This is a genomic window from Ruegeria sp. YKSF070, from assembly GCF_059612725.1.
This window is the reverse complement of the sequence record NZ_JBXWRD010000027.1, coordinates 42,373-64,796: the sequence shown is the minus strand read 5'-3', so window position 1 is coordinate 64,796 and position 22,424 is coordinate 42,373. Positions and strand designations below refer to the sequence as shown.

The 22,424-nt window shown below is 64.0% G+C and carries 21 protein-coding genes; 10 read left to right on the top strand and 11 right to left on the bottom strand.

All coding sequences use genetic code 11. The features are described 5' to 3' along the window. A partial coding sequence (locus AC2FL1_RS14255; protein WP_496877389.1) for a transposase occupies nucleotides 1–201 on the bottom strand: 201 nt, incomplete at its 3' end. A gap of 1,400 nt (nucleotides 202–1,601) precedes the next feature. Then, nucleotides 1,602–2,174 carry a hypothetical protein gene (locus tag AC2FL1_RS14250; protein ID WP_496877388.1) on the bottom strand — a complete coding sequence of 191 codons (573 nt, stop codon included), beginning with the start codon at nucleotides 2,172–2,174 and terminating at the stop codon, nucleotides 1,602–1,604. 53 nt (nucleotides 2,175–2,227) lie between these two features. Here AC2FL1_RS14250 and AC2FL1_RS14245 point away from each other — a divergent pair, with 53 nt between their 5' ends. Beyond that, entirely contained in the window at nucleotides 2,228–2,848 is a 621-nt protein-coding gene (locus AC2FL1_RS14245) for a Crp/Fnr family transcriptional regulator (RefSeq protein ID WP_496877387.1), read from the top strand. A gap of 27 nt (nucleotides 2,849–2,875) precedes the next feature. On the opposite strand, the gene AC2FL1_RS14240 is transcribed toward AC2FL1_RS14245, so the two are convergent. From AC2FL1_RS14240 to AC2FL1_RS14225, 4 genes are all read right to left on the bottom strand, one after another. Continuing rightward, the gene (locus AC2FL1_RS14240; protein WP_496877386.1) at nucleotides 2,876–3,673 is read right to left on the bottom strand and encodes a DsbA family protein; all 798 of its coding nucleotides are present in this window, start codon (nucleotides 3,671–3,673) and stop codon (nucleotides 2,876–2,878) included. Further along, a complete protein-coding gene (locus tag AC2FL1_RS14235) occupies nucleotides 3,670–4,134 on the bottom strand; it encodes a c-type cytochrome (RefSeq protein ID WP_496877385.1) in 465 nt (154 codons plus the stop codon). Before AC2FL1_RS14235 ends, AC2FL1_RS14240 begins: the two co-directional genes overlap by 4 nt. Continuing rightward, nucleotides 4,131–6,578 (bottom strand): heavy metal translocating P-type ATPase, encoded by a 2,448-nt coding sequence (locus AC2FL1_RS14230; RefSeq protein WP_496877384.1) that lies wholly within the window; start codon nucleotides 6,576–6,578, stop codon nucleotides 4,131–4,133. Before AC2FL1_RS14230 ends, AC2FL1_RS14235 begins: the two co-directional genes overlap by 4 nt. A 66-nt stretch (nucleotides 6,579–6,644) precedes the next feature. Further along, entirely contained in the window at nucleotides 6,645–7,127 is a 483-nt protein-coding gene (locus AC2FL1_RS14225; RefSeq protein ID WP_496877383.1) for a DUF305 domain-containing protein, read from the bottom strand. Nucleotides 7,128–7,237: 110 nt separating this feature from the next. On the opposite strand from AC2FL1_RS14225, the gene cueR reads away from it, so the two are divergent. The 9 genes from cueR (at nucleotide 7,238) to AC2FL1_RS14180 (ending at nucleotide 17,950) form a co-directional block, all read left to right on the top strand. Beyond that, the gene (gene cueR / locus AC2FL1_RS14220) at nucleotides 7,238–7,639 is read left to right on the top strand and encodes a Cu(I)-responsive transcriptional regulator (RefSeq protein ID WP_496877382.1); all 402 of its coding nucleotides are present in this window, start codon (nucleotides 7,238–7,240) and stop codon (nucleotides 7,637–7,639) included. Continuing rightward, entirely contained in the window at nucleotides 7,636–8,049 is a 414-nt protein-coding gene (locus tag AC2FL1_RS14215; protein ID WP_496877381.1) for a c-type cytochrome, read from the top strand. Before cueR ends, AC2FL1_RS14215 begins: the two co-directional genes overlap by 4 nt. Before the next feature lie 638 nt (nucleotides 8,050–8,687). Next, on the top strand, nucleotides 8,688–11,120 hold the full coding sequence (locus AC2FL1_RS14210; protein ID WP_496877380.1) for an efflux RND transporter periplasmic adaptor subunit: 2,433 nt from the start codon (nucleotides 8,688–8,690) through the stop codon (nucleotides 11,118–11,120). Continuing rightward, complete coding sequence (locus AC2FL1_RS14205) at nucleotides 11,117–14,296, top strand: efflux RND transporter permease subunit (RefSeq protein ID WP_496877379.1); 3,180 nt, start codon at nucleotides 11,117–11,119, stop codon at nucleotides 14,294–14,296. The genes AC2FL1_RS14210 and AC2FL1_RS14205 overlap by 4 nt, the downstream gene beginning before the upstream one ends. 34 nt (nucleotides 14,297–14,330) lie before the next feature. Beyond that, a complete protein-coding gene (locus AC2FL1_RS14200; RefSeq protein ID WP_496877378.1) occupies nucleotides 14,331–14,675 on the top strand; it encodes a copper-binding protein in 345 nt (114 codons plus the stop codon). 65 nt (nucleotides 14,676–14,740) lie between these two features. Further along, nucleotides 14,741–15,097 (top strand): copper resistance CopC family protein, encoded by a 357-nt coding sequence (locus AC2FL1_RS14195; RefSeq protein WP_496877377.1) that lies wholly within the window; start codon nucleotides 14,741–14,743, stop codon nucleotides 15,095–15,097. A 6-nt stretch (nucleotides 15,098–15,103) separates the two neighbouring features. Next, the gene (locus AC2FL1_RS14190) at nucleotides 15,104–16,069 is read left to right on the top strand and encodes a CopD family protein (protein WP_496877376.1); all 966 of its coding nucleotides are present in this window, start codon (nucleotides 15,104–15,106) and stop codon (nucleotides 16,067–16,069) included. Then, a complete protein-coding gene (locus AC2FL1_RS14185) occupies nucleotides 16,057–17,445 on the top strand; it encodes a multicopper oxidase family protein (protein WP_496877375.1) in 1,389 nt (462 codons plus the stop codon). The genes AC2FL1_RS14190 and AC2FL1_RS14185 overlap by 13 nt, the downstream gene beginning before the upstream one ends. A gap of 43 nt (nucleotides 17,446–17,488) precedes the next feature. Then, the gene (locus AC2FL1_RS14180; RefSeq protein ID WP_496877374.1) at nucleotides 17,489–17,950 is read left to right on the top strand and encodes a DUF411 domain-containing protein; all 462 of its coding nucleotides are present in this window, start codon (nucleotides 17,489–17,491) and stop codon (nucleotides 17,948–17,950) included. An 82-nt stretch (nucleotides 17,951–18,032) separates the two neighbouring features. Here AC2FL1_RS14180 and AC2FL1_RS14175 read toward each other — a convergent pair whose 3' ends face one another. From AC2FL1_RS14175 to trbL, 5 genes are read right to left on the bottom strand one after another with little or no spacing between them, the layout of a single operon-like run. Continuing rightward, nucleotides 18,033–18,281 carry a DUF2274 domain-containing protein gene (locus AC2FL1_RS14175; protein ID WP_496877373.1) on the bottom strand — a complete coding sequence of 83 codons (249 nt, stop codon included), beginning with the start codon at nucleotides 18,279–18,281 and terminating at the stop codon, nucleotides 18,033–18,035. A gap of 1 nt (nucleotide 18,282) precedes the next feature. Further along, nucleotides 18,283–19,419, bottom strand: a complete 1,137-nt coding sequence (locus AC2FL1_RS14170; RefSeq protein ID WP_496877372.1) for a TraB/TrbI/VirB10 family type IV secretion system protein — start codon at nucleotides 19,417–19,419, stop codon at nucleotides 18,283–18,285. After that, the gene (trbG, locus tag AC2FL1_RS14165; RefSeq protein WP_496877371.1) at nucleotides 19,416–20,390 is read right to left on the bottom strand and encodes a P-type conjugative transfer protein TrbG; all 975 of its coding nucleotides are present in this window, start codon (nucleotides 20,388–20,390) and stop codon (nucleotides 19,416–19,418) included. Before trbG ends, AC2FL1_RS14170 begins: the two co-directional genes overlap by 4 nt. After that, the gene (gene trbF / locus AC2FL1_RS14160) at nucleotides 20,387–21,076 is read right to left on the bottom strand and encodes a conjugal transfer protein TrbF (protein WP_496877370.1); all 690 of its coding nucleotides are present in this window, start codon (nucleotides 21,074–21,076) and stop codon (nucleotides 20,387–20,389) included. Before trbF ends, trbG begins: the two co-directional genes overlap by 4 nt. Further along, nucleotides 21,073–22,422 (bottom strand): P-type conjugative transfer protein TrbL, encoded by a 1,350-nt coding sequence (trbL, locus tag AC2FL1_RS14155; RefSeq protein WP_496877369.1) that lies wholly within the window; start codon nucleotides 22,420–22,422, stop codon nucleotides 21,073–21,075. Before trbL ends, trbF begins: the two co-directional genes overlap by 4 nt. Between the last annotated feature and the right edge of the window lie 2 nt (nucleotides 22,423–22,424).

Sequence of the window (22,424 nt, the reverse complement as noted above, 5' to 3'; positions counted from 1 at the left end):
CCAACGTTTCCACCGGCTGTAGAGCGTCTTGTGTGGACCATGGGCGGCAGGCGCGTCCCGCCAGCGCAACCCATTGCGATTGATGAAGATAATCCCACTCAGAACCCGCCTGTCATCAACTCGCGGCTTGCCGTGCGACTTTGGGAAGAAAGGGGCGAGCTTGGCCATCTGCGCGTCAGTCAGCCAGTAAAGGTCGCTCATGTCACCGCTCCATTTTCTGAGCCGTGAATCACGCCGTGCGACCAAAATCAATGCATTCTGACCCTAGCCCCGTCAGCTCGCACCGAGATGCCTGATCGGGATCGTAGGATGCGACTCGGCAACATTCTTTGACACGGGGCGTCGGGGTTCTGTTGACACAGTGTTGACACGGCCGCGAAATGCAAAAGGCCTCCCGTTCGGGAGGCTCTTAAGCGGCTGTATTACTTAAGTGATTTGGTTGCGGGAGGGCGCAGCAGACGATCCCGGCGGGCGGGCGGCCAAAACGCAAAAACCTCCGCGGCAGGACCGGCGGAGGCATCGCAAGTATCGTTGGTTGCGGGGGCTCGCAACTCACGATTTCTGCGGTTGGTCGAAAGGGTGGTCCCGAGGGTTGCGGCGTAAAATGGGGAGGCGCGGCGTGAAAACGTGCGGGTTACGTGATTTCAGCTTTCTCGCCTGCAGAGGAGCCTGCCGATACGCCCTGTGCACATGATTCGCACAAAAACAGCCCAAACGTCTCCGACGCCTTCTGTTTCGGTCCGATCCTCCATGGCCATCTTGCTACCTTCCAGCCTAATCTAGAATTAACGGGACCTGAGGCTGGTGGTTTGGAACGGTACTTCTCAACCCAGATGCCAGGAATGCAATTCCTCCGAAACGTCTTGCTTTTCAGTCTGGCGGGATTGTTGCCAGTCCTGCTGCTTTACGTTGTGCTTTCGCCTGGGTTTACATCTGCCTTAGCCGACGGAGGACCTTCTCTGAGGCGTTTTCTGAGGCAGGTTGTGACGAATGGCCTGCCAGTGGTCTTCGTCATCAATTATGCCGGTTTCTTCCTATTCGCACTATCTCACGAACGAGCTAGGCAGGCTCGAGATCCGGCAACCTACATCGTCCTCGACGTCTTCCTCAGACTTGGCCTCTTCGTTTGCTTACATGCCTTGATCTACGTCGTTTCAGCCGACTGGTATGGATCGTTCGGAGGCAGTCGTGCCACTGCCCTTCAGGTCGTCGCACCCACTCTGGCACGCTCCGCTCTGTTCGAGAACATATCCGGAGTATATTTCTATGCGACTTTCATCAGCGCAATTCCTTTGTACGCGACCGCAATCAGGCGTTCTGAGCGGCTTGAGCCAATCCTTCGGCGTCTTCCGAAGTTCGGCGGGTCGATTGCCATTGCACTCCTGATATCTCTGTCGGTGGCCGTCGGCTTGTCGGTGCTTGCAAACGCCATTTCGTACGTATCGGCCGACGGTTGATACGACCCGACACAGCATGATCCGGTCAGCACTCTGACAAGTGCAAAAAGAGCAGAAGCCGAAACGTTCAATGAGCGCCTTAAGGGCGCTTGTGAGCCAAGGGCACACAAATTGATCACCGAGAGCGTCGGCAGACCGTTCGGCTCAGTGGGCGGCCTCGCCTCTGGCCATTGCCATGTGGTGCATCCGATGGTGATCGCCGGTTGCCATCAGCCCGAAGAACCCGAGTGCTTGGATACGTGCGACGGCTCCAGCATCTGTCGCGGTGACCGTCCAGACGATTTCATCGCCTTCGCTGGCAACCTCCGACTGCCACCCGGTCTCGGCCAAGAGAAACGGGGCATGCGCGGGAACCATCCGGGACGCGGCCTCACCGGCGCGCCCCGACGTTTCGATCCGCATACTGAGGCCGTTTGGCAGAGGTTCGGAGTGAACGCTGGCGCCGATCACGAGTTGGTTCATGTCGACCAGGTGTTCTCGCAGCCCGCCGATGTCGACGCGGGTCCAATCGGTGTCTGGGTCAGCGGAGAGCATGGCCACGATTTCAATGATCGCGGCGAAGGTGCCGTCTCCTGGCTCAGAAGGAATGCCCGATACTTCGGGTCCTGCCATGACATGGCCTGCGTGGCCCGAATGGTCCTCGTGTTGGGCCGTTAAAGGCGTCGCCCCCACGGCAGCCATCGTTGCAAGCGTCATCGCGAGCACTCTGAAAAACATGCGAAACTCCTTCTCGTTGGCGGCACCCTATCAAAGACGCTGTATGTTCAGATATGATCGCGATCATGTCAGCGCAGGAATTCTTCGATCGACTTGAACAGGCATGCCACTCAGGGGGCGCGCGCAGTGTAAGTCTGAAGCCGGGGCAGCCCCTGTTTCGTCAGGGCGACAATCCTCCCGGGCTCCCGTTCCTGACAGACGGCCGGATCGATCTTTTGCGCCATACGGAGACCGGACGCAGTGTACGGATACATGTGGCGCGCGCGGGCGAAACGTTCGCAGAGGCGTCAATCTTCGCCGAGACCTGTCATTGCGACGCCATCGCAGTGGAGCCATCGCGTCTTCGCCTTTTGCCGAAGAGATTGGTGCTTGAGGCGTTCGAAACCCAGCCCAAACTTGGACATGTCTTCAGTCTGCACTTGGCGCAGTCTTTGATGACGGCCCGGCGCCTGCTCGAGCTTCGTGCGATTACCCCGCTGACCGAACGGGTTCTCGCCAGGCTCAGCGATCTCGGAGACGCGACCGGCGCCTTGCCTAGGGTAACGTCGCTCATATCGATTGCGGCGGATCTCGATGTCACGCCACCTGCGCTCTACCGTGCCATTGCGGCACTCGAGAAGCGTGGTGTTCTGACCAGGCCCGAACGCGGACGGGTGCGTTTGACGCTGAAGTAACTCGGGAGGGCGAATTGAGCACGGCTCTCACGCACTACAAACAGGCAGCGGACCCTCGCGACGTTCCTGTTCGACAAGGGCCGCGATCACGCTTTCGGACACAGTTCCGACCACGACAGTGCGTCCTACCACGAGAGAAGGCGTCCCAATGAAACCGAAGATGCGGGCGGCCGCTTCGGTGGTGCGCAATCGCGCGGAAACCGCGTCGCCCTCCATGTCCGAAAGCAAGCGGTCCCCGTCCACGCCGATATCCCAGGCAAGGATCTCCAGGTATTCCGACGTCGCAACGAAACGCCCGCGCATCAGTCGCTTGTGAAAGGCTGCGTAAGCGCCTTGCATGTCGGCGGCGAGTGCTGCCCGTGCAGCCGAGATCGACGTCGGCCCAAGCCTTGGCCATTCGTGCCACGTGATCCGAATGCCGCCACCGGAGCGCTCTTCAAGATTGGAAAGTCTCTCCGTCAGCACACGGCAGAACGGGCAGTTGTAGTCCGAGAACGACGCGATCGGCACGACGCCCGCGGGAGGCGACCCGCCGAACAGGCCTGTGCACAGGTCAGCGCGCACTGCCTCCTCGGGTATCGCTTGCTCCCGCTCGTCCGGCGCCTCCAACCCGAAGAAAGGGCTGGGCATGCCACTGGTCTCGCCAGCTGCGATGCGGCGGAAGCCCCGCGGGTCGTCCAATGGCTCGAAGTCGAAGTCTCCGACAAAAAGCTGCGCTACCCTTGGCCATGCCCACCCAGCTCCTGCAGCCGCCGCCACTGCCCCGAGAAGTGCTGCGCGGCGATGCAAGGCGCGTGGTTTTTCTGCCCCTTCGCTTTCACTCATCTGATTGCCTCGTCCTGTGCGGTGACGCCGGCCTGATAGGCACGCTCTCGTTCCGGCCACTGAGTCTTGATCCATTCAAGGACGTCGCGCAGTTCTTCTTCTGTGTAAGCATCTCCAAAGCCCGGCATGTTGCTCTCGTAGCCGCCGCCGACGACCGCCGCTGTGCCGCGCATGGTGATGTCTAGGAGAACCCGGTCAGAGTGATGCCAAGTGTGCCCAGAGGCGTCATGCGGAGGCGCTGGCAACCGACCGTCGGGACCGGGCGAGCGCCAGTCCGTTTGCCCCTCTAGATTTGCGCCGTGGCAAGAGGCGCAGGCCACGGCATAGATCGCTTCGCCCCGCGAAAGGTCCGCGACATGGATCGTGCCGGCCGGTCCGCTTGCAGCGCCGCTCCAGAACCATCCTGCAGCGGCGATCCCTGCAATCGCAACGATCCCAACAAGGTAGTTTTGGGTCCTCACAGCTTGATGCCCCGCAAGCGTAGCGAGTTGCCGATCACCGACACCGAGGACAGGCTCATTGCGGCCGCCGCGATCATGGGTGAGAGCAGGACGCCGAAGAACGGAAACAGGATCCCCGCCGCCACCGGAACGCCTGCAGAGTTGTAGACGAAGGCGAAGAACAGGTTCTCGCGGATGTTGCGCATGGTGGCCTGCGCCAGCACGCGCGCCCGGACAATGCCGCGCAGGTCGCCCTTCACCAGCGTCACGCCCGCGCTTTCGACCGCGACATCCGCGCCAGTGCCCATGGCGATGCCCACGTCCGCCGCGGCAAGCGCGGGTGCGTCGTTCACCCCGTCGCCCGCCATCGCAACGGAAAGGCCGTTGCCCTTCAACTCTTCGACAAGTGCCGCCTTGTCCTCCGGCGACACGCCCGCGCGCACCTCGTCGATGCCCAGCTCTCGTGCGACCGCCTCGGCGGTTCGCTGGCTATCGCCCGTGGCCATGACGATGCGCAGCCCAGCCTTGTGAAGGTCGCGGATAGCCCCTGAGGTCGTCTCCTTGATCCGGTCGGCGACCGCCACGATCCCGGCAAGCTGCCTGTCGACACCCAGCAGCATCGCCGTCTTCCCGTCGTCCTGCAGCCCTGCGATGCGAGACTCGACCTCTGCAAGGTCGATCCCGAGATCGTCCATCAATCGGCCATTGCCGAGCGCGACCGCGGTGCCATCCACATTGCCGCGTACACCTTTGCCGGTCACCGCATCGAAATCGGTTGCCTCAAGGCGTGGCGCACCCCGCTCTTCGGCGCCCGACAAGATCGCCTCCGCCAGCGGATGTTCCGAACCCCGCTCCAGCGCCGCCGCGAGCGCAAGGACGCGGGTTTCGTCATAGTCGCCGAGGGCAACGACGTCGGTCAGACTGGGCCGGCCTTCTGTCAGCGTTCCAGTCTTGTCGACGACGAGAACATCCACCTTTGCAAACCGCTCGAGCGCCTCGGCGTCCCGGATCAAAACGCCCGCCTGCGCGCCGCGCCCCGTCGCCACCATGATCGACATCGGCGTGGCGAGGCCGAGCGCGCAGGGGCACGCAATGATCAGCACGCTCACCGCGGCGACAACGGCATAGCCGAGCGCGGGCGACGGCCCGAGGACCAGCCACAGGATGAAGGCCAGCACCGCGATGCCGATCACCGCCGGCACGAAGTAGCCGGCAACCCGATCCGCCAAGGCCTGAATCGGCGCGCGCGAGCGCTGCGCCTGCGCCACCATGGCGACGATACGGCTGAGCACCGTGTCGCTCCCGACTGCCTCGGCCGTCATGACGAAGGAGCCGGTCTTGTTCAGGGTGCCGCCGGTCACCGCATCCCCTTCGGTCTTTTCGACCGGCACGGGTTCGCCGGTGATCATGCTTTCATCGACCGAGGATCGGCCTTCGGCGACGATGCCATCCACCGGCACGGATTCGCCCGGACGCACGCGCAACCTGTCCCCCGCCTCCACGGCATCGAGCGGCACGTCCTCTTCGCCGGCGTCCGTCACCCGCCGAGCAGTCTTCGGTGCGAGGTCCATCAGCGCCCGGATCGCATCCCCGGTGCGATCGCGTGCGGTCAGCTCCATGACTTGGCCGACAAGTACGAGGATCAGGATCACCGCCGAGGCCTCGAAATAGAGCGGCGGGCCGTGGTGGCCGTGCAGCGCGGCGGGGAAGATCCCGGGCAGCAGGAGCGAGACCAGGCTGAAGCCGTAGGCCGCGCCGGTGCCGATCGCGATCAGAGTCCACATATTGAGATTACCGGTCACGATGGAGGACCAGCCGCGCTTGAAGAACGGCTGCGCCACCCAGATCACCACGGGCGTGGCGAGCAGGAACTGAAGCCATCGCACAGTCGTGCCCCCAAACCAGTCGGCCCAGGGCAGGCCCAACATCCCGCCCATCTCCAGCACCAGAACGGCCAGCGCCAGCGGCGCCCCGATCCACAACCTGCGGCGGAAGTCGATCAATTCCGGATTCGGCCCGGCATCCGCCGAGGGCATCATCGGCTCCAGCGCCATCCCGCAAATCGGGCAGTCTCCCGGCCCTTCCTGAACGATCTCGGGGTCCATCGGACAGGTGTAGAGCGTGCCCTCGGGCATGGGTTCGGAGGCGGGCCGGTCGCCGAGATAGTGGTCAGGCGCGGCCTCGAACGTCTCCTTGCACTGGCTCGAGCAGAAAAAGAACCGCTCGCCCGCATGCTTGGCCACGTGCCGTGCGGTGGCGCGGTTGACGGTCATGCCGCAGACCGGATCTTCAGCTTCCACGTAGGCCTCTGGGTCCGCCTCGAACTTCGCGCGGCAGCCCTCGTGGCAGAAGTGAAAGAGATGGCCGTTGTGCGAGGCGGTCGGTTTGCCCGCCTCCGGGTCCACGGTCATGCCGCAGACGGGATCGCGAGTGATCGTGTCGGCGTCGAGCGCTGTGTCGGACATGGTTTGCTCCTCTACTTGGCACAGAGGTAGTCCCTCCAGTAACTGGAAGGTCAAGGGGCGGTCGAACTACGGTTCGACGCGCTCTGTCCCCGGGGCAGCGTCTCCGTTCCGCAAGATGTCGTCGATGTAGATCTTCATTTCTTCGATCTCTCTGCGTTGCGCCTCGATGATCGCATCGGCCAGCGCGCGAACCCTCGGATCGGAAATGTCGGCGCGCTCACTTGTGAGAATGGCAATCGAATGATGGGGGATCATCGCGCGCATCCATGCAAGGTCTCCAACCGTGTCTTGGCTGCGAACCAGATACAGAGAAACTGCGAATGCAATGGCAGCCCCGGCGAAGATCGCGATATTCGCAGTCTTGTTCGAATACATTCCCAACATGAAAGCCAACATCACAACCGACATGGCCGCTCCCATATAGAGCGCCATCCACATCCGAGTTTGCGAATAGAAAACGTGATCGATGGCGTAGGTGTTGAGATACATCAAGCCGTACATGACCACTGTCGACGTCGCGATCATCGCAAAAAAGCGAGAATAGTTCATCTTTGTAAACCTCCTGACTCTGTGAACCACCTTCCCACGCAGGAAGGTTCCAAAACAGCTTGACCTTCCAGTGACTGGAGGCCCTAGACGGAACACGAGGAGGTATAGTGATGAACATCGGCGAGGCGGCAGCCGCGAGCGGCCTGCCTGCGAAAACGATCCGTTACTACGAGGATATCGACCTCGTGCGGCCCGCGCGCGGCGCGAACGGCTATCGAGACTTCTCGGAACGTGACGCCCACAAGCTCGCCTTCCTCGCGCGCGCGCGCTCGCTTGGGTTCACTATCGAGGAATGCCGGGCGCTCCTGTCGCTTTATGAGGATCGGGAACGGGCCAGCGCCGACGTGAAGCACGTGGCCACCGAACATCTCGACCGGATCGCGCGGAAGATCGAAGAACTCGAAGCCATGCGCGCAACGCTTCAAGTGCTTGTAGCACGGTGTCACGGCGACGATCGCCCGGACTGTCCGATACTCGACGACCTCGCCGGCGGAAAGACAGCGGCGGCATGAACACGCATATTGTCGCATATGGTTTCGCGGGTCTCGTGGTCGCCGCAGCAATCGCATGGACGCTTGTTTCGTCCGACGGCGATGACGCGAACGACACAGACCTAGCCTCTCTGACCTTGCCGGACCTGACACCGGAGCAGGAAGACGGGCGAGTGCTTTTCGATGCGAATTGCGCAGCCTGTCACGGCGAGAACGCGGCGGGTTCCGACCAGGGGCCACCACTTGTCCATCGCATATACGAGCCAAGCCACCACGGTGACATGGCGTTCGTGCTTGCGGCAAAGCAAGGTGTGCGAGCACATCACTGGCAGTTCGGCAACATGCCGGCTGTCGAGAATGTCAGCGATGAAGCGGTTCTGCGGATCACCGGCTATATCCGCGCGCTTCAGCGCGCGAATGGGATCGACTAGCGATGATGTTCTACCGCGCGCTCGTCAGAACCGTACACCAGAGTTTCAGCTCCTTGGCTTCGAATGGCGAGACCGGCTGCACCAAGGCTCGTTTTAGCGCGGTTGCGCAAAATGTTGTTGTCTCGACAGGTTGCCGCAACTATTTGAACCTCATGAGGATGTCTGCCTACAGCTTTGCAGCGAAGCGTCTGACGGCGCTGGTCATGTGCCTTGCGCTCATGATCAGCGGCATGGCTGCAGCTGTCGCGATGGAACATCCAGGACACGAGAGCGACGGAAGCGTGGCGTGGGCGGTATCCGACCCCGGCTTGATCGCGCATGCATCACACCACATGCCGGCTGGCGAGTCAGACGCAGAGTGCTGTGAGCCCGAGACCAAAGCTGCGTCAGGCTGCCACATGTCGGCGTGCTGTCTTTCCGAATTGCAATACTCGGATACTTTGACATCCTCGGATCACGGCCGAAGCACATGTGATCAGGCCATAGCGCAAGTAGTCGGACCTTCGATCGCTACGCCACTCCCTGAACGACCTCCTCGATTTTCCTGACAAGTTCGTGGCGGCCCGAGCCCTCGTTTGGCTCGGGTCGATATTGAATTTCGGGCCGGTCTCAAGCGGATCGGCTGTCAGGAGGTTGCAATGCGTGGACGCTACACGGCTCTCGCGATCCTTGCCCTCGCGGGCGGGACCGCAGGCGGCATAACCCTTGAGAGGTTCTACCTCAATCCGGGGAATACGGGCGGGTCGGGTGGGCCGGAGGTCCTCTATTGGGTCGCTCCGATGGACCCGAATTTCCGGCAGCCCGGACCGGGCAAGTCACCCATGGGGATGGACTTGATCCCGGTCTATGCCGGTCAGGAACCGTCCGGCGATCCGGCGGAAGTCTCGCTCAGCGCGGCCGAAGTCAACGCAATCGGAGTAAGGACCGCGCTGGCCCGGATGACCGATGTGGCCCAAAGAATCGAAACCGTCGGTTTCGTTGGCTACGACGAGCACCTTACCAGCCACGTTCACACGCGCGTCGATGGGTGGATCGAGGTCCTGAATGTCAGGGCGGTTGGCGACACTGTCCGGAAGGGCGACGTCCTGTTCGAGCTCTTTTCTCCCGAGTTCGGCATCGCGAGCTTCGATTTCCTGCGGGCGATCGAACCCGGCACCGGACTGTCGATTGAAGCAGCGCGCAACAAACTGCGCAGCCACGGTGCCACCGAAAGGCAGATCGCCGAGATCGAAGAAACCCGCGAATTCTCGCGTCGCATCGCGGTCGAAGCGCCGAGGGATGGTATCGTGGTGGCTCTCCAGGCAGCAGACGGCATGTTCCTGCAGCCAGGAACTCAAGCGGTCTCGATTACGGATCTGAGCCAGGTCTGGTTGATCGTGGATGTTTTCGAACGCGACATCTCGCGTTTGACCGAACAGATGACCGCTATGGCCAGCTTCGAACATCTTCCCGGAAGAGTCTTCGAGGGCGAGATCGATTATGTCTACCCGGAGCTCGACCCGCGCACGCGCACCCTTCCGGTTCGCCTGCGGTTCGACAATTCGGAAGGCCTGCTGCGTCCGGGGATGTTCGGTAACGTGAGTCTCGTTCCCGATGTCAGCCGTCAGGTTCTGACCGTGCCGTCCGAGGCGGTGCTCCGCACCGGAGCGGCCGAACGGGTGATCCTGAAAACGGGCGAAGGCACCTTCCGGCCGCGGCTTGTCACGACCGGACTGCGCGACAGCTTTGGAGAAGGCGGCCGCACCGAAATCCTGCAAGGATTGGCTCCGGGCGAGGAGGTCGTCGCCTCCGCACAGTTCCTGATCGACAGCGAAAGCGCCCTGAGCGCAGGTTTCATGCGAATGGCGCCGACCGATGAAGAGCCTGCCCGCGGGACGGGCACGCTTGTCGCGCTCGACCGGGAACGGCGGATCGCGACGTTGCGCCATGACGCGCTGGAGAGCCTCGACTGGCCCGCCATGACGTCCGAGTTTCCGGTGCGCGCAGATGTGTCGCTCGACCGGCTCCGCGAGGGAGAGGAGGTGGCGTTCCGCGCCGCCCGGGGCGCCGACGGTCTGCTTGGCCTGCTCGAGCTGGGACCCGATGACGGTGTCGCGGCGACGGGAACAGGAATGGCGCTGGCCGTGACGCCGGACGGCAGGCTGACGCTCGATCACGGCCCCATTCCGGACCTTGGCTGGCCGGCCATGCAGATGGATCTCGATGTGGCCGGTCTCGATCCCGCGAGCGTGCCCCTCGATACGCCCATTGAGTTCGATCTCGCCAAGGACGAGAACGGCATGTTCTCCATCATCGCGGTGCGCGCCGAGCGCGAGGACGCAGGATCGGCACAAGAGGGGGGCGAAGCACCGACAGTTTCGGCCCCGCCAATCATCGTTTCCGGAACGATCGACGCTATCGACGCGGCAACGGGAAAGGCGACGATCACCCACGGACCGATCACCGAGATCGGTATGCCCGGCATGACGATGGCCTTCGATGTCGATCCGGGATTGCACCTCGCCTACCTCGAAACGGGTCGCGAGATGACGCTCACCTTCGCGCGCGCGGACGGCATGACCATGGTGCTGGCGGCGGCCGAGCCTGTTGCGCCGACCGCGTCGCCCATCGTCGTCACCGGCACCATCGACGACGTCGATACCGCGACCGGTCGGGCGACCATCACGCATGGCCCGATCATGGAAATCGGGATGCCGGGAATGACGATGGAGTTCGCCATCGATGCCAACCTCGATCTGGCGTCTCTGGCAACCGGGACGGAGATGTCGCTCACCTTCGCGCGCCCCGACGGCATGACGATGGTGCTGACCGATGCCGATCCCGTGCAGCCGCCGATGGAGGTCTCGGGCACCATCAATGCGGTCGACGCAGACGCGAGGATAGCCAACATAACGCATGGACCCATGACCGAAATCGGCATGCCGGGCATGACGATGGATTTCGCCATCGGGGACGGGCTTGATCCGGCCGCCCTGCCCACAGGGGAAGAACTCACCCTGCTTCTGCATCGCAACCCCGACTTCTCCATGACACTCGTCGGCACCACCGCTGCGCGGGGTGTTTCGCAATGATCCCGGCCATCATCCGCGCCTCGATCGCGAACCGCTTCATCATCGTGGCGCTCGCGCTCATGATGGCGGCGGCCGGGATCTGGGCCATCCGCGAGACGCCGGTGGACGCGATACCGGACCTGTCGGACGTGCAGGTGATCGTGCGCACGCCCTTTCCCGGCCAGGCGCCGCAAGTCGTCGAGAACCAGATCACCTATCCGCTCGCCACTGCGATGCTCGCCGTGCCGGGCGCGCAGGACGTGCGCGGCTTCTCCTTCTTCGGTGACAGTTTCGTCTACGTCGTCTTCGAAGATGGCACAGATCTTTACTGGGCACGCTCACGCGTTCTGGAGTATCTCGGCCAGATCACCGGAAGCCTACCCGAAGGCGTGTCGCCGCAGCTTGGGCCAGATGCGACGGGCGTAGGCTGGATCTACCAATATGCCCTGATCGACCGCTCAGGAAACCACGACCTGTCGCAGCTGCGCACGCTTCAGGACTGGTTCCTGAAATACGAGTTGCAGGCCGTCGAAGGCGTCTCGGAGGTCGCGACGATCGGCGGAATGGTGAAGCAATACCAGGTCGTCGTCGATCCGAACAAGCTCAGGGCCTTCGACATAACGCTCCAGCAGTTGCGCAACGCCATCCAGTCCGCGAACCGCGAGACCGGCGGCAGCGTGATCGAGATGGGCGAGGCGGAGTTCATGGTGCGGTCGTCGGGATACATTGACGAACTTGCCGACATCGCCAGCGCACCCCTGATGGTCAACGAGCGTGGCGCCGCCTTGACGCTGGGCGACGTGGCCGAGATCCGGCTCGGGCCCGAGATGCGGCGCGGTGTCGGCGAGTTCGACGGCGAGGGCGACGCGGTCGGTGGCGTCGTGATCCTGCGCTGGGGAGGAAATGCGCTCGCCACGATCAAGGCGGTTGAAGCGAGAATAGAGGAACTCCGCCCGAACCTGCCCGAGGGCGTCGAGATCGTCACCACCTACGACCGCTCCGGGGTGATCGAACGCGCCATTGAGAACCTGCAGAAGAAGCTGACAGAGGAATTCATCGTCGTAGTGCTGGTCTGCGCGGCTTTTCTTCTGCATCTGCGCTCTTCGCTGGTCATCCTTTTGTCGCTGCCGCTCGGCATCTTTGCGGCCTTCATCCTGATGAAGGCGCAGGGCGTAAACGCCAACATCATGTCCTTGGGCGGCATCGCCATCGCAATCGGCGCCATGGTCGACGCCGCTATCGTGATGATCGAGGCAATGCATCGACGGCTCGAGAAGGAGAAGCTTACCGCCGAGAACCGATGGCGGATCGTGCAGGAATGCGCCTCCGAAGTGGGTCCCGCTCTTTTCTATTCCCTCGCGATCATCACGGTGAGCTTTCTTCCGGTCTTCGTTCTCGAAAATCAGGAAGGGCGCCTCTTCAAGCCGCTCGCCTACACCAAGACCTACGCCATGGCTGCCGCCGCGATCCTGTCGATCACGCTTGTGCCGGTGCTGATGGGCTATTTCGTGCGCGGCCGTATCCTGCCCGAACGAAAGAATCCGCTGAACCGCATCGTGGTCTGGATGTATCGCCCGTTCCTCGACGCGGCCATCGCCTGGCCCTGGGCGACGACACTGCTGGCCGGCGCCGTCGTCGCCTCGATGTGGTATCCGCTCCAGCGTCTCGGCTCCGAGTTCATGCCGGAATTGAACGAGGGCGACTTCCTCTACATGCCCACGCTCTATCCCGGCGTCTCCATCGGCAAGGCGCGCGAGGTCCTGCAGCAGACCGACCGACTTATCGCCACCATCCCCGAGGTGGAAACCGTGCACGGCAAGCTCGGTCGCGCTGATACCGCGACCGATCCGGCCCCTCTGACGATGATCGAGACAACCATCCAGCTGAAGCCCGAGGAGGAATGGCGTCCCGGCATGACGATGGAGAGGATCCGCGACGAACTTGACCGCGTCGTGCAGATACCAGGCGTCACCAACGTCTGGATCCAGCCGATCAAGAACCGGATCGACATGCTCGCAACGGGCATCAAGACGCCCGTGGGCGTGAAGATCTCGGGCGCCGATCTTGATGTCATCGGACAGATCGGCATCGCGGTCGAGGATGCCGTCAGGGGTATAGAGGGCACTGCCTCGGCCTATGCCGAACGCCCCGTGGGCGGCCGCTTCATCGAGGTTGATGTAAAGCGAGAGGCTGCCGCCCGATACATGATGAGCGTCAGCGACGTGCAGGATGTGGTGCAGACGGCCATAGGCGGCATGCAGGTCTCCGAATCCGTCGAAGGGCTTGAACGGTTCCCGATCAACCTGCGCTATCCGCAATCCTGGCGAGACAGTCCGGAACGGCTGGAGAACCTGCCCGTGGTCACGCCGTCGGGTGCTCATGTGCCGCTCGCCGCGCTCACGGACATCCGGATCGTCGATGGACCCGGCATGATCCGGTCCGAGAACGCAAGGCGCACCGGCTTCGTCTTCATCGACATCGCAGGCCGCGACCTTGGCAGCTACGTCGCCGAGGCTCGAGCCCGGGTCGCGGAACAGGTCGCACTGCCGCCGGGCTATTCGCTCACCTGGTCGGGCCAGTACGAGTACATCGAACGGATGCAGGAACGGCTCACCATCGTGGCCCCCGCGACGCTTCTGATCATCACGCTGATGCTCTTCATGGCCTTCAACCGGGTCATCGAGGTGGGCATCATCCTCGCGGCCCTGCCGGTGGCGCTGGCAGGAGGTGTCTGGTTCCTGTGGTATCTCGCCTTCGACATCTCGGTGGCCGTTCTCGTCGGCTTCATCGCGCTCGCCGGTGTCGCGGTCGAGACCGCCATCGTGATGCTTCTCTATCTCAATCTCTCCTGGGAAAAGAGGCGCAAGCTCGCGCAGGCCGAAAACCGCCAGCTAACCCGCGACGACATCGAAGAGGCAGTCTTCGAGGGCGCAGTGCTGCGGGTCCGACCCAAAGTCATGACGGTGGCGACGATCTTCGCAGCCCTGATCCCGATCATGTATGGCACCGGCACCGGTTCGGAGATCATGCAGAGGATCGCTGCCCCCATGATCGGTGGCATGGTCACGGCGACCTTGCTCACCCTTCTCGTGATCCCCTCGATCTTCGTGATCTGGAAAATGCTGGCCCTGGCCCGTGTCAACCGCGAGATCGCCCCCCTCATTCTGCGGCCTGAACAAGCAGTGCCTGCCGAATAGTCGAAAACTGCAACCTGAACTCATGGAGCTTCCGATGAAGATACTGACTGCAACTCTCGGCCTTGTGGCCCTAACGACCATGCCGGCCTTGGCTCAGATGAACCACGGCAGCATGGATCATTCCAACATGCCGATGTCGACCGAACAGATGGAAGGCGCGGTCCACACGAAGGCCGTCGTCAACTCGATCGGCGTCGGCACGGCCAACGTCAGCCACGACCCGATCCCGGAGATCGGCTGGCCTGCTATGACGATGGATCTGCCTCTCCTCGAGAACGCGGAAATGATGGGGGAGATCTCCGCTGGCGACGAAGTTACGCTCATGCTTGTGAAGGGATCGGACGGCATGTACGCAATTGGCGCGATGATGCCGAACTGAGCCACGCAGCGCAGCGACCGGCCACTCTGCGCCGGTCGTTCCATCAAGATATACGGGACTAAGCAATGAACCAAAAACTCTATTTCATTTTAGCTGCGACCGCGCTTTGCCTCGCGCCCGCTCCGCTGCTGGCGCATTCCGAGAAGGAGGGGACGACCCCGGCGAATGGCGCACAACTGAGCGAAACGCCCGAGATGATCCATATGGTATTCAACGACCCTATGCGCGTCACGATGGTCCGCCTGCTCGATGCCGATGGCGCCGACTTGCCCCTGGAGCGTGGCACGGGACTGGAGCCATCGCTGGAGTTTCACGCGGTGCCCGCCACCCTGATGCCGGGCAGTTACACAGTGGAATGGCGTGGACTGGCATCTGACGGACACGCCATGCAGGGCAGCTTTTCCTTCGAGATCGCAGACTGACGCGGCATGATCGCTGTGCTCGCCTCTGCCGATACCGTGACGTGGATCTCAATCCTCGTGAAGACACTGGTGTACGCCGCGACGCTGGTCGCATCGGGAAGCGTGCTGGCATTGATTGGTCTTCGTGAAATCACTGAAGATGGCCGCGCCGCGCTTCGCCGGTTGGCTGTGATCGGCGCTCAGGCAGCGGCCGTGCTGAGCATTCTGCGCGTCCCCATTCGTGCGAGCTTTCTGCTGGGTGGCTCCATCGACGGCGCGATCGATCCGATGATGCTGGGGATTGTGGCCGAAAGTCCGCTTGGCGCGAGCTTGATCGTCCGGTTGATCGGACTGGCGCTCATCCTGACCATTCTCCTGCCCGTGCGGGGTGCAAGGTGGGTCGCGTTTGCCGGAGCGTTCATTGCCTGTGCATCTTTTGCGCTGCGCGGTCATGCGCTCGGCGACCCGCGTCTGCTCCTGGGCGCGCTGGTGACCGTTCATATCGCAGGCCTCGCCTTCTGGCTCGGAAGCTTCGCACCGTTGTCGCGCGCCGCCCGCCAAGAGACCCCTGCGAAAGCCGGGGCGCTTGCGCATGAATTCGGAACGAAGGCCTTCTGGGTCGTTGCTGCGCTCGTCGCGGCCGGTGTTATCACGCTCGTGCTCCTCGGAGCGGCGACACCCGAGGCGCTGTCTTCGCCCTATGGGCAGGCATTCCTGATCAAGTTGGCGCTCTTTGCTGGCGTGCTCGGTCTCGCTGCGCTGAACAAGGTGCGGCTGACGCCGGACCTGAAGGCGGCCGTGCCCGGCGCCGCGCAGCGCCTGCGCCGGTCCATTGCCGTGGAAAGCGCGCTTGTCTTGGCCATTCTCACGACAACCGCCGCCCTCACGACGGTGACATCACCCCCGTCTGAACAGGCGAGGAACGCGTCACAACAAACAAAGGCGGTTCAAGCCGACGCATACATATCTGGAGAAGGCCCATGGCGATCCTAAACCGCCGCCAGTTCCAAAAAACGCTTCTCGGCTCTGTGGCGAGCCTCGGCGTCCCTTGTATCGCTTTGGCCGATGCCACTGCAGACCTCGTCGCTGCCCAAGGACGCGCCCGCCTCGCGCCGGCGGAATATCCGGAGACGGAAGTCTGGGCCTTCGGCGGGTTGGTCCCAGGGCCGACGATACGCTTGGCCCAAGGCACAAGGATGTCGCGGCGCTTTGTGAACGATCTGCCGCAGCCCTCCAGCGTTCATTGGCACGGCATCCGCATCCAAAATGCCATGGACGGTGTCGCCGGCCTGACGCAAACGGCCGTCGAGCCCGGCGACGAGTTTCTCTACGATTTCATTGTGCCGGATGCCGGCACCTACTGGTACCACCCGCACAATCGCAGCTGGGAGCAGATGGCCCGAGGGCTCTATGGCGCCCTTGTAGTGGATGAGGCCGAAGGCGCTCCGGAGGTCGATCTCGACGAAGTATTGCTCATCGACGATTGGCGTCTGAACGACACAGCGCAAATCACGGACGATTTCGGGGTCATGCACGACTGGGCGCATGCAGGACGGATCGGCAACTGGATCACCGTGAACGGGGACGGCGCGTGGTCACGAGAAGTGCAGCGCGGCGCGCGGTTGCGTCTTCGCCTTGTCAACACGGCCAATGCACGGGTCTTTGCTCTGCAGGCCCGTGGCCTTGAGGGTTGGGTTGTCGCACTCGATGGCATGCCGCTAGAGACGCCAGAACGACTTGATCGACTGACCCTCGCGCCTGCGCAGCGGGCCGACCTGATCGTCGATGTGACCGCTGAGGAAGGCGAAGAGGCGCTACTCGTCAGTTTCGAACGTGACGGCGGCTACGCAATTGCGGATTTCCCCGTTCGCGGACTTGCCCGGAACGCCGGTCTTGCCGACCCGGCACCGCTGCCGACTAACCCGGTGCCCGCGCTTGGGGTACTCAGCGAGGCCCGGCGCGCGGAGCTTCTCATGGAGGGGGGCGCCATGGGCAGAATGCGGGGCGCCATGATGGGCGACCGCATGATGGGCATGCGCGACATGGCAGCAGCCGGCAAGGTCTGGGCATTCAATGGAATGGCGGAGATGGGAGAGACACCGTTGATCGACGCCGCCCGAGGCGAAACAATCCGCATCGCCATGACGAACGACACGGCGTGGCCACACGCTATGCACCTGCACGGCCACCATTTCCGCCAGATTTCCGCAGATGGTTCGGTTGGACCGTTGCGCGACACACTTCTGATGAACCGCGGCGAGACGGTCGAGGTGGCCTTCGTCGCGGACAATCCCGGCGACTGGCTTCTCCACTGCCACATGCTGGAGCACTCGGCCGGCGGAATGATGACCTGGCTGCGCGTCTCGTGACGTGGCCGCCCTCAAGACAATCACGAATTGGGAGATAGGACAGATGAACCGCAGACACTTCATCCTTGCCGGGATCGCCTCTGGCTTCACAGCGACAACGCTTGGCCGCCCGGCACTTGCAAGCCTCGGTCAAATGGAAGTTTTCAAATCGCCGACCTGCGGCTGCTGTTCGGCTTGGGTCGACCACATGACCGGCGCAGGGTTCGATGCCCTGGCCCGCGACGTCGATCAGGAAACACTCTGGTCGATGAAAGCTCGCGCCGGCGTCACACCGGAACTGAGTTCTTGCCACACCGCCTTCATCGACGGCTACTTCATCGAAGGTCATGTACCGGCTGGCGATGTGCAGCGGTTGCTGGCAGAACGCCCGGACGCACTTGGCCTCACGGTGCCCGGAATGCCGATCGGCTCGCCTGGCATGGAGATGGGTGACCAGCGCGACGCCTATGACACGCTGCTCGTCTTGCGCGACGGGTCGACCGTGGTCTTCGAGAGCCACTCGTGACGTTCACGTTTCTGAGCATGCGCGAATGCTCAGGCTTTCTTGGTAGCGCGGCTCGATTCTCCTCGGAGCGTGGAGCAATTCATCAAGGTGCCCGCTTCGCTGCCTGGGGCGTGAGGAGCGATCGACGCGCCTTGGCGAAGCCCCGATCCGTCGCGATGAACCGCTCGAGCATGGGAATAATCAGCTTCTTCGGTTCGATCGGCCCCTGTCCTGCCTCTCGGCCCAGTATTTCACCATAGGCGATCAGATCGCGATGCAGCTCTGCGGGCAGTTCCACAGTGAGTTTCACAGGCTTGTCGTCCGGGATGTGGCCGAGTTTCAGCTTGGTCATGTCAGCCTCCGAGTGGCGCGAAGACGAGATCGCGCGTGACGATCACGCGGACGGGGAAGCCCGGGCGAATGGTGAGGGTCGGCGGGACCTCCAGCTGGCGCTGGACGATGCGCTGGCCGGCCTCGTTGATCGTGTCGACGGCCCCGTCGCGGAGCGCGCGGGCGAGGCGATCCTCCTCGTCGAGGGAAAGCTCCGCGCCGACGGCGAGCAGGGTCGAAAGCCCTGCTGCGCGCAGGATGCTGCCCCAGTGATTGTCGACGCGGTCTTCGAGACCGGCGAAGCCCGCCGTATCCGCCCCGGGCTGGCGTTCCAGCACGAGAGATCGCCCATCGGGGAAGATCAGACGTGTCCAGACCAGGAGCACGCGGCGCTGGCCGACGGTCACGCTGTCGTCATAGGCGCCGATCAGGCGGGTGCCCTGCGGGATCAGGAGCAGGCTGCCCGTCGGGCTGTCATAGACGTTTTGGGTCACCTGCGCGGTAATCTGGCCCGGCAGGTCGGAGCGGATCCCGGTAATCAGCGCGGCCGGGATGACAGAGCCGGCCTGCAGGAGCCAGGGTGAGGCCGGGGGGTGCACACGGTCGGGGGCGACCGTTCGGCGATCCGTGGGCGCGGTCAGGAAGGCCTGACTTGGGTCGGTTTCCGGGGTAGCGGCCAAACCGCTTACCGGAGCCGCAGGCGGCATCTGGAACCCGGTGGACGTTGGTGCCCCGGGCCGCGTCTGGAAGAAGAGATCACTAACCCGGGCGGCCTCCAGTTCCGCAAGCCGCTGCTGTTCCGCCGGGTCCATGGTCGGGGGCGCGAGGTTTGGGGTCGCGATCGGCTGGCCCCGTTGCTGCGCATCGAGGATGCCGCCGCCCAGATCGCCCGGCAGCGGCGGTCCGAGCCGCGGGATCGCATCATAGCTGCCCGGCAGATCGCGGAGACCATCGGCGGGTTGGCGGCGGTCCGTGGTGATCAGCTCTTCCGGGGTCGCAGTTCGGTCCGGGCGTTGCAGCCCGTAGATCAGTGCAGCACCTATCCCGAGGCCCGCGACGACGCCAAGCCCGACAATCACCTTTCGGGAAATCCGCGTGACACGCGGCGGATCGGCGCGCAGGCGCATGGCGGCGGCGGTATCGGTCGATGTCTCGCTCATGTCCCCCGCTCCGCTTCCTGCCGCACCACGGTCGCCTCTGTCTGGGGTTCGATCCGCAGGATGCGGACCACCTCCTGTCTTGGACCGCGCCCCAAGCGCAGCTCTGCTGCACCAAACAGCCGGTCGACGATCAGCACATTGCCGTGGATGCGGGAGTTGACGATCTCCAACTCGCCATCGGAGCCCAGCACAAAGAGCGGCGGCATTTCGCCCTGGGCAATGCCACGCGGGAAGACGACATAAGTACGGCGCCCGTCATCAAAGACCGAGACCGGCCGCCAGGGCGGGCTGTCGCCCTGCAGTCCGTAGCGGTGGTTGCGGGCATGCGCGGGCGGAATACGCGGCGTGTTCGGCGCGACGCGTGGGCTCTCGGGCGCACGCGGATAGGCCCAGGAGATGGCCGGCATCCAGGTCTCTTCGCTGGCGTTGAGCTCGATCAGGTAGGTCCGCCGGTCAGTCGAGATCACGAGGTTCGTGCGGATATCGGGCCGCGTGGGTTTCACGAGGACGAGGACGCGGGCGTCGCGGCCCGCGCCGCTTTCGGTGTCGCCGATGATCCAGCGCGCGGTGTCGCCCGCAGCGATCGGGCCGGTGCCGGCGAGACGTTCGCCGGGTTCGAGGGCGATGGTCGTGATCTGGCCCGGGGCGGCATAGACCTGATAGAGAGCGCCCTCGGACCAGGGGTAGATTTGGATCGCGTTGAAGTACCCCGCCTGCCGCGGCTCGACGCGGGCGGCCGCATTGGCATTGCCGACCTGGGCGACCGGGGTCGCGGCCGCCTCGCCGCCCCGGCTCGGGCTCCAGGCGGGCGGGACATGGAGCGGGCGCGGGCGGTCGTCGGGTGCGGTCACGGGGGGTGACGGCAAGGGCGGGACCGCGTCGTCATAGGCGAATTCCGGCGGACGGTCGCTCGCGCAGCCGGCCAGAAGCGTGGTGGCGAGGAGGATGCTGGGCAGGATCGGTCGGGTCATTGGCTCATCTCCCGCGACCAGTTGATCGCGTTCACATAGATTCCGAGGGGGTTGGCGCGCAGACGGTCCGCCGTGCGCGGCGGGTCGATGACGATGGTCAGGATCGCGGTCCAGCGTTCGGTGCGGGTGAGCTGGCCGTTCTCGTAGTGCCGCTCGGACCAGGCGACCCGGAAGCTGTCGGGAGAGGCACGGATGACGCTCGACACCTCGACCGAGACCTGGTCTTCGCCGACCCGCGTGAAGGGATCGTTGGCGCGGGCATGGTCGTTCAGCGCCAGCGCACCACGGTCGGTGGTGAACTCATAGGCGCGGAGCCAGTTCTGGCGGACGACAATGGGATCGGCGGGCAGGCCCCGGACCTCCTCGATGAACCGGGCAAGATGCCAGGCGATCTGCGGATCGCTCGGGCGATACCCGGCACTGGCGGCCTCGACGGCGCGCGCCTCGCCGTACCGGTCGATCTCGACGACATAGGGCACGACGGTGCCGCGTGTAGATTGCCAGACCAGCGCGGTCGCGAATCCGCCCGCGAGGACCAGGCAGCCAAAGGCCATGAGGCGCCAGTTCTTGGCCTGCACCCGGGCGGAGCCGATGCGCTCGTCCCAGACCTGGGCGGCCTTCTGGTAAGGGGTCTCGGGGTCCGGGGTCTTGCCGTAATGCGCGGCGGCGCGTTTGAAGAGGCTCATGGGCGGTCGCTTTCTGAGAGGGAAACGGAGGCACCGGAACCGGGACTGTCCCCGGCCCGCAACGCATGGGTGGCGGCGGAAACACCATGGCTCATGGCCTGGCTGCGGCGCATGGAGCGCGCCCAGGCCGGTGGGCTGCCTGCTGGGGCGGACATGGCGGTCGACGCGCCTTCCGCGCTGCCAAGCGAGGAGGTGCCCCCGGTGGCGGCGAAGCCCGCGCGGGCACCTTCGGCGTGGCTTGCCTTGACGGCGTCGGAGGCCTTGGAAGCTGCCCTACGCAAGGGCGATGCGGCGGCAGACCCAGCAGCGCGGGCCACGCCACCGAGTCCGGAGGCCACACCGGCGGCCCCGGTCTGGCCCATCGATCCGAGACTGTAGGCGGTGGACGCGGCCCCGGTGGCGGCAGCGGCTCCGCGCGTGGCGGCTGCCCCGCCCGAGGCGAGGGCCCCGGCCCCGCGGGCGCCGAGCAGGGCCCCGCCACCAGCCGCGACGGCCGCGCCGCCCACGGCAAGCCCGGTGCCGACGGCAGCGCCTGCGCCCATTTGCGGGCCACCGGAGACAAGGCCCGTGGCGATGCCAGGGCCGAAGATACCGAGACCGAGGAGCGAGAGCGCGGCCAGCACGATCGCCATGGCCTCGTCGATGGTGGGTGTCACGCCGCCGAACCCGGCGGTGAACTGGCCGAAGAGCGTCGAGCCGATGCCGATGATCACGGCGAGCACCAGCACCTTGATGCCGGAGGAAACGACATTGCCCAGCACCCGCTCGGCCATGAAAGCGGTCTTGCCGAAAAGACCGAAGGGGATCAGCACGAAGCCCGCGAGGGTCGTCAGCTTGAACTCGATCAGCGTTACGAAGAGCTGCACCGCGAGCAGAAAGAAGGCCAGGAGCACCAGCACCCAGGCGAAGAGCAGGCAGGCGATCTGGATGAAGTTCTCGAAGAAGGCGACAAAGCCCATGAGATCGGCGGTGGATTCCAGAAGCGGCCGCCCGGCATCGAGCCCGGTCTGCGCCACCCGACCCGGGCGCAGGAGATCGGCGGGCGAGAAGCCGGTGCCGGAGGCGAGCAATCCCAGCCCCGCGAAACTGTCGAAGACGATGGCGGCGAGGCTGTTCCAGTTGGAGATGAGCCAGGCGAAGACGCCGACGAAGAGGGTTTTTTTCACGAGACGGGCGATGATGTCGTCATCGGCGCCCCAGGCCCAGAAGAGCGCAGCGAGCGTCACGTCGATCACGATGAGCGTGCTGGCGATGAAGGCGACCTCGCCGCCCAGAAGCCCGAAGCCAGAGTCGATATAGGAGGTGAAGACCCCGAGGAAGGTGTCGATGACGCCGGTGCCGCCCATGG

Coding starts and splice junctions, on each gene's coding strand:
- AC2FL1_RS14250 (WP_496877388.1), bottom strand. CDS start 2,174: ATGTTTTTCAGAGTGCTCGCGATGACGCTTGCAACGATGGCTGCCGTG.
- AC2FL1_RS14245 (WP_496877387.1), top strand. CDS start 2,228: ATGATCGCGATCATGTCAGCGCAGGAATTCTTCGATCGACTTGAACAG.
- AC2FL1_RS14240 (WP_496877386.1), bottom strand. CDS start 3,673: ATGAGTGAAAGCGAAGGGGCAGAAAAACCACGCGCCTTGCATCGCCGC.
- AC2FL1_RS14230 (WP_496877384.1), bottom strand. CDS start 6,578: ATGTCCGACACAGCGCTCGACGCCGACACGATCACTCGCGATCCCGTC.
- AC2FL1_RS14225 (WP_496877383.1), bottom strand. CDS start 7,127: ATGAACTATTCTCGCTTTTTTGCGATGATCGCGACGTCGACAGTGGTC.
- cueR (WP_496877382.1), top strand. CDS start 7,238: ATGAACATCGGCGAGGCGGCAGCCGCGAGCGGCCTGCCTGCGAAAACG.
- AC2FL1_RS14215 (WP_496877381.1), top strand. CDS start 7,636: ATGAACACGCATATTGTCGCATATGGTTTCGCGGGTCTCGTGGTCGCC.
- AC2FL1_RS14210 (WP_496877380.1), top strand. CDS start 8,688: ATGCGTGGACGCTACACGGCTCTCGCGATCCTTGCCCTCGCGGGCGGG.
- AC2FL1_RS14205 (WP_496877379.1), top strand. CDS start 11,117: ATGATCCCGGCCATCATCCGCGCCTCGATCGCGAACCGCTTCATCATC.
- AC2FL1_RS14200 (WP_496877378.1), top strand. CDS start 14,331: ATGAAGATACTGACTGCAACTCTCGGCCTTGTGGCCCTAACGACCATG.
- AC2FL1_RS14195 (WP_496877377.1), top strand. CDS start 14,741: ATGAACCAAAAACTCTATTTCATTTTAGCTGCGACCGCGCTTTGCCTC.
- AC2FL1_RS14190 (WP_496877376.1), top strand. CDS start 15,104: ATGATCGCTGTGCTCGCCTCTGCCGATACCGTGACGTGGATCTCAATC.
- AC2FL1_RS14185 (WP_496877375.1), top strand. CDS start 16,057: ATGGCGATCCTAAACCGCCGCCAGTTCCAAAAAACGCTTCTCGGCTCT.
- AC2FL1_RS14180 (WP_496877374.1), top strand. CDS start 17,489: ATGAACCGCAGACACTTCATCCTTGCCGGGATCGCCTCTGGCTTCACA.
- AC2FL1_RS14175 (WP_496877373.1), bottom strand. CDS start 18,281: ATGACCAAGCTGAAACTCGGCCACATCCCGGACGACAAGCCTGTGAAA.
- AC2FL1_RS14170 (WP_496877372.1), bottom strand. CDS start 19,419: ATGAGCGAGACATCGACCGATACCGCCGCCGCCATGCGCCTGCGCGCC.
- trbG (WP_496877371.1), bottom strand. CDS start 20,390: ATGACCCGACCGATCCTGCCCAGCATCCTCCTCGCCACCACGCTTCTG.
- trbF (WP_496877370.1), bottom strand. CDS start 21,076: ATGAGCCTCTTCAAACGCGCCGCCGCGCATTACGGCAAGACCCCGGAC.
- trbL (WP_496877369.1), bottom strand. CDS start 22,422: ATGGGCGGCACCGGCGTCATCGACACCTTCCTCGGGGTCTTCACCTCC.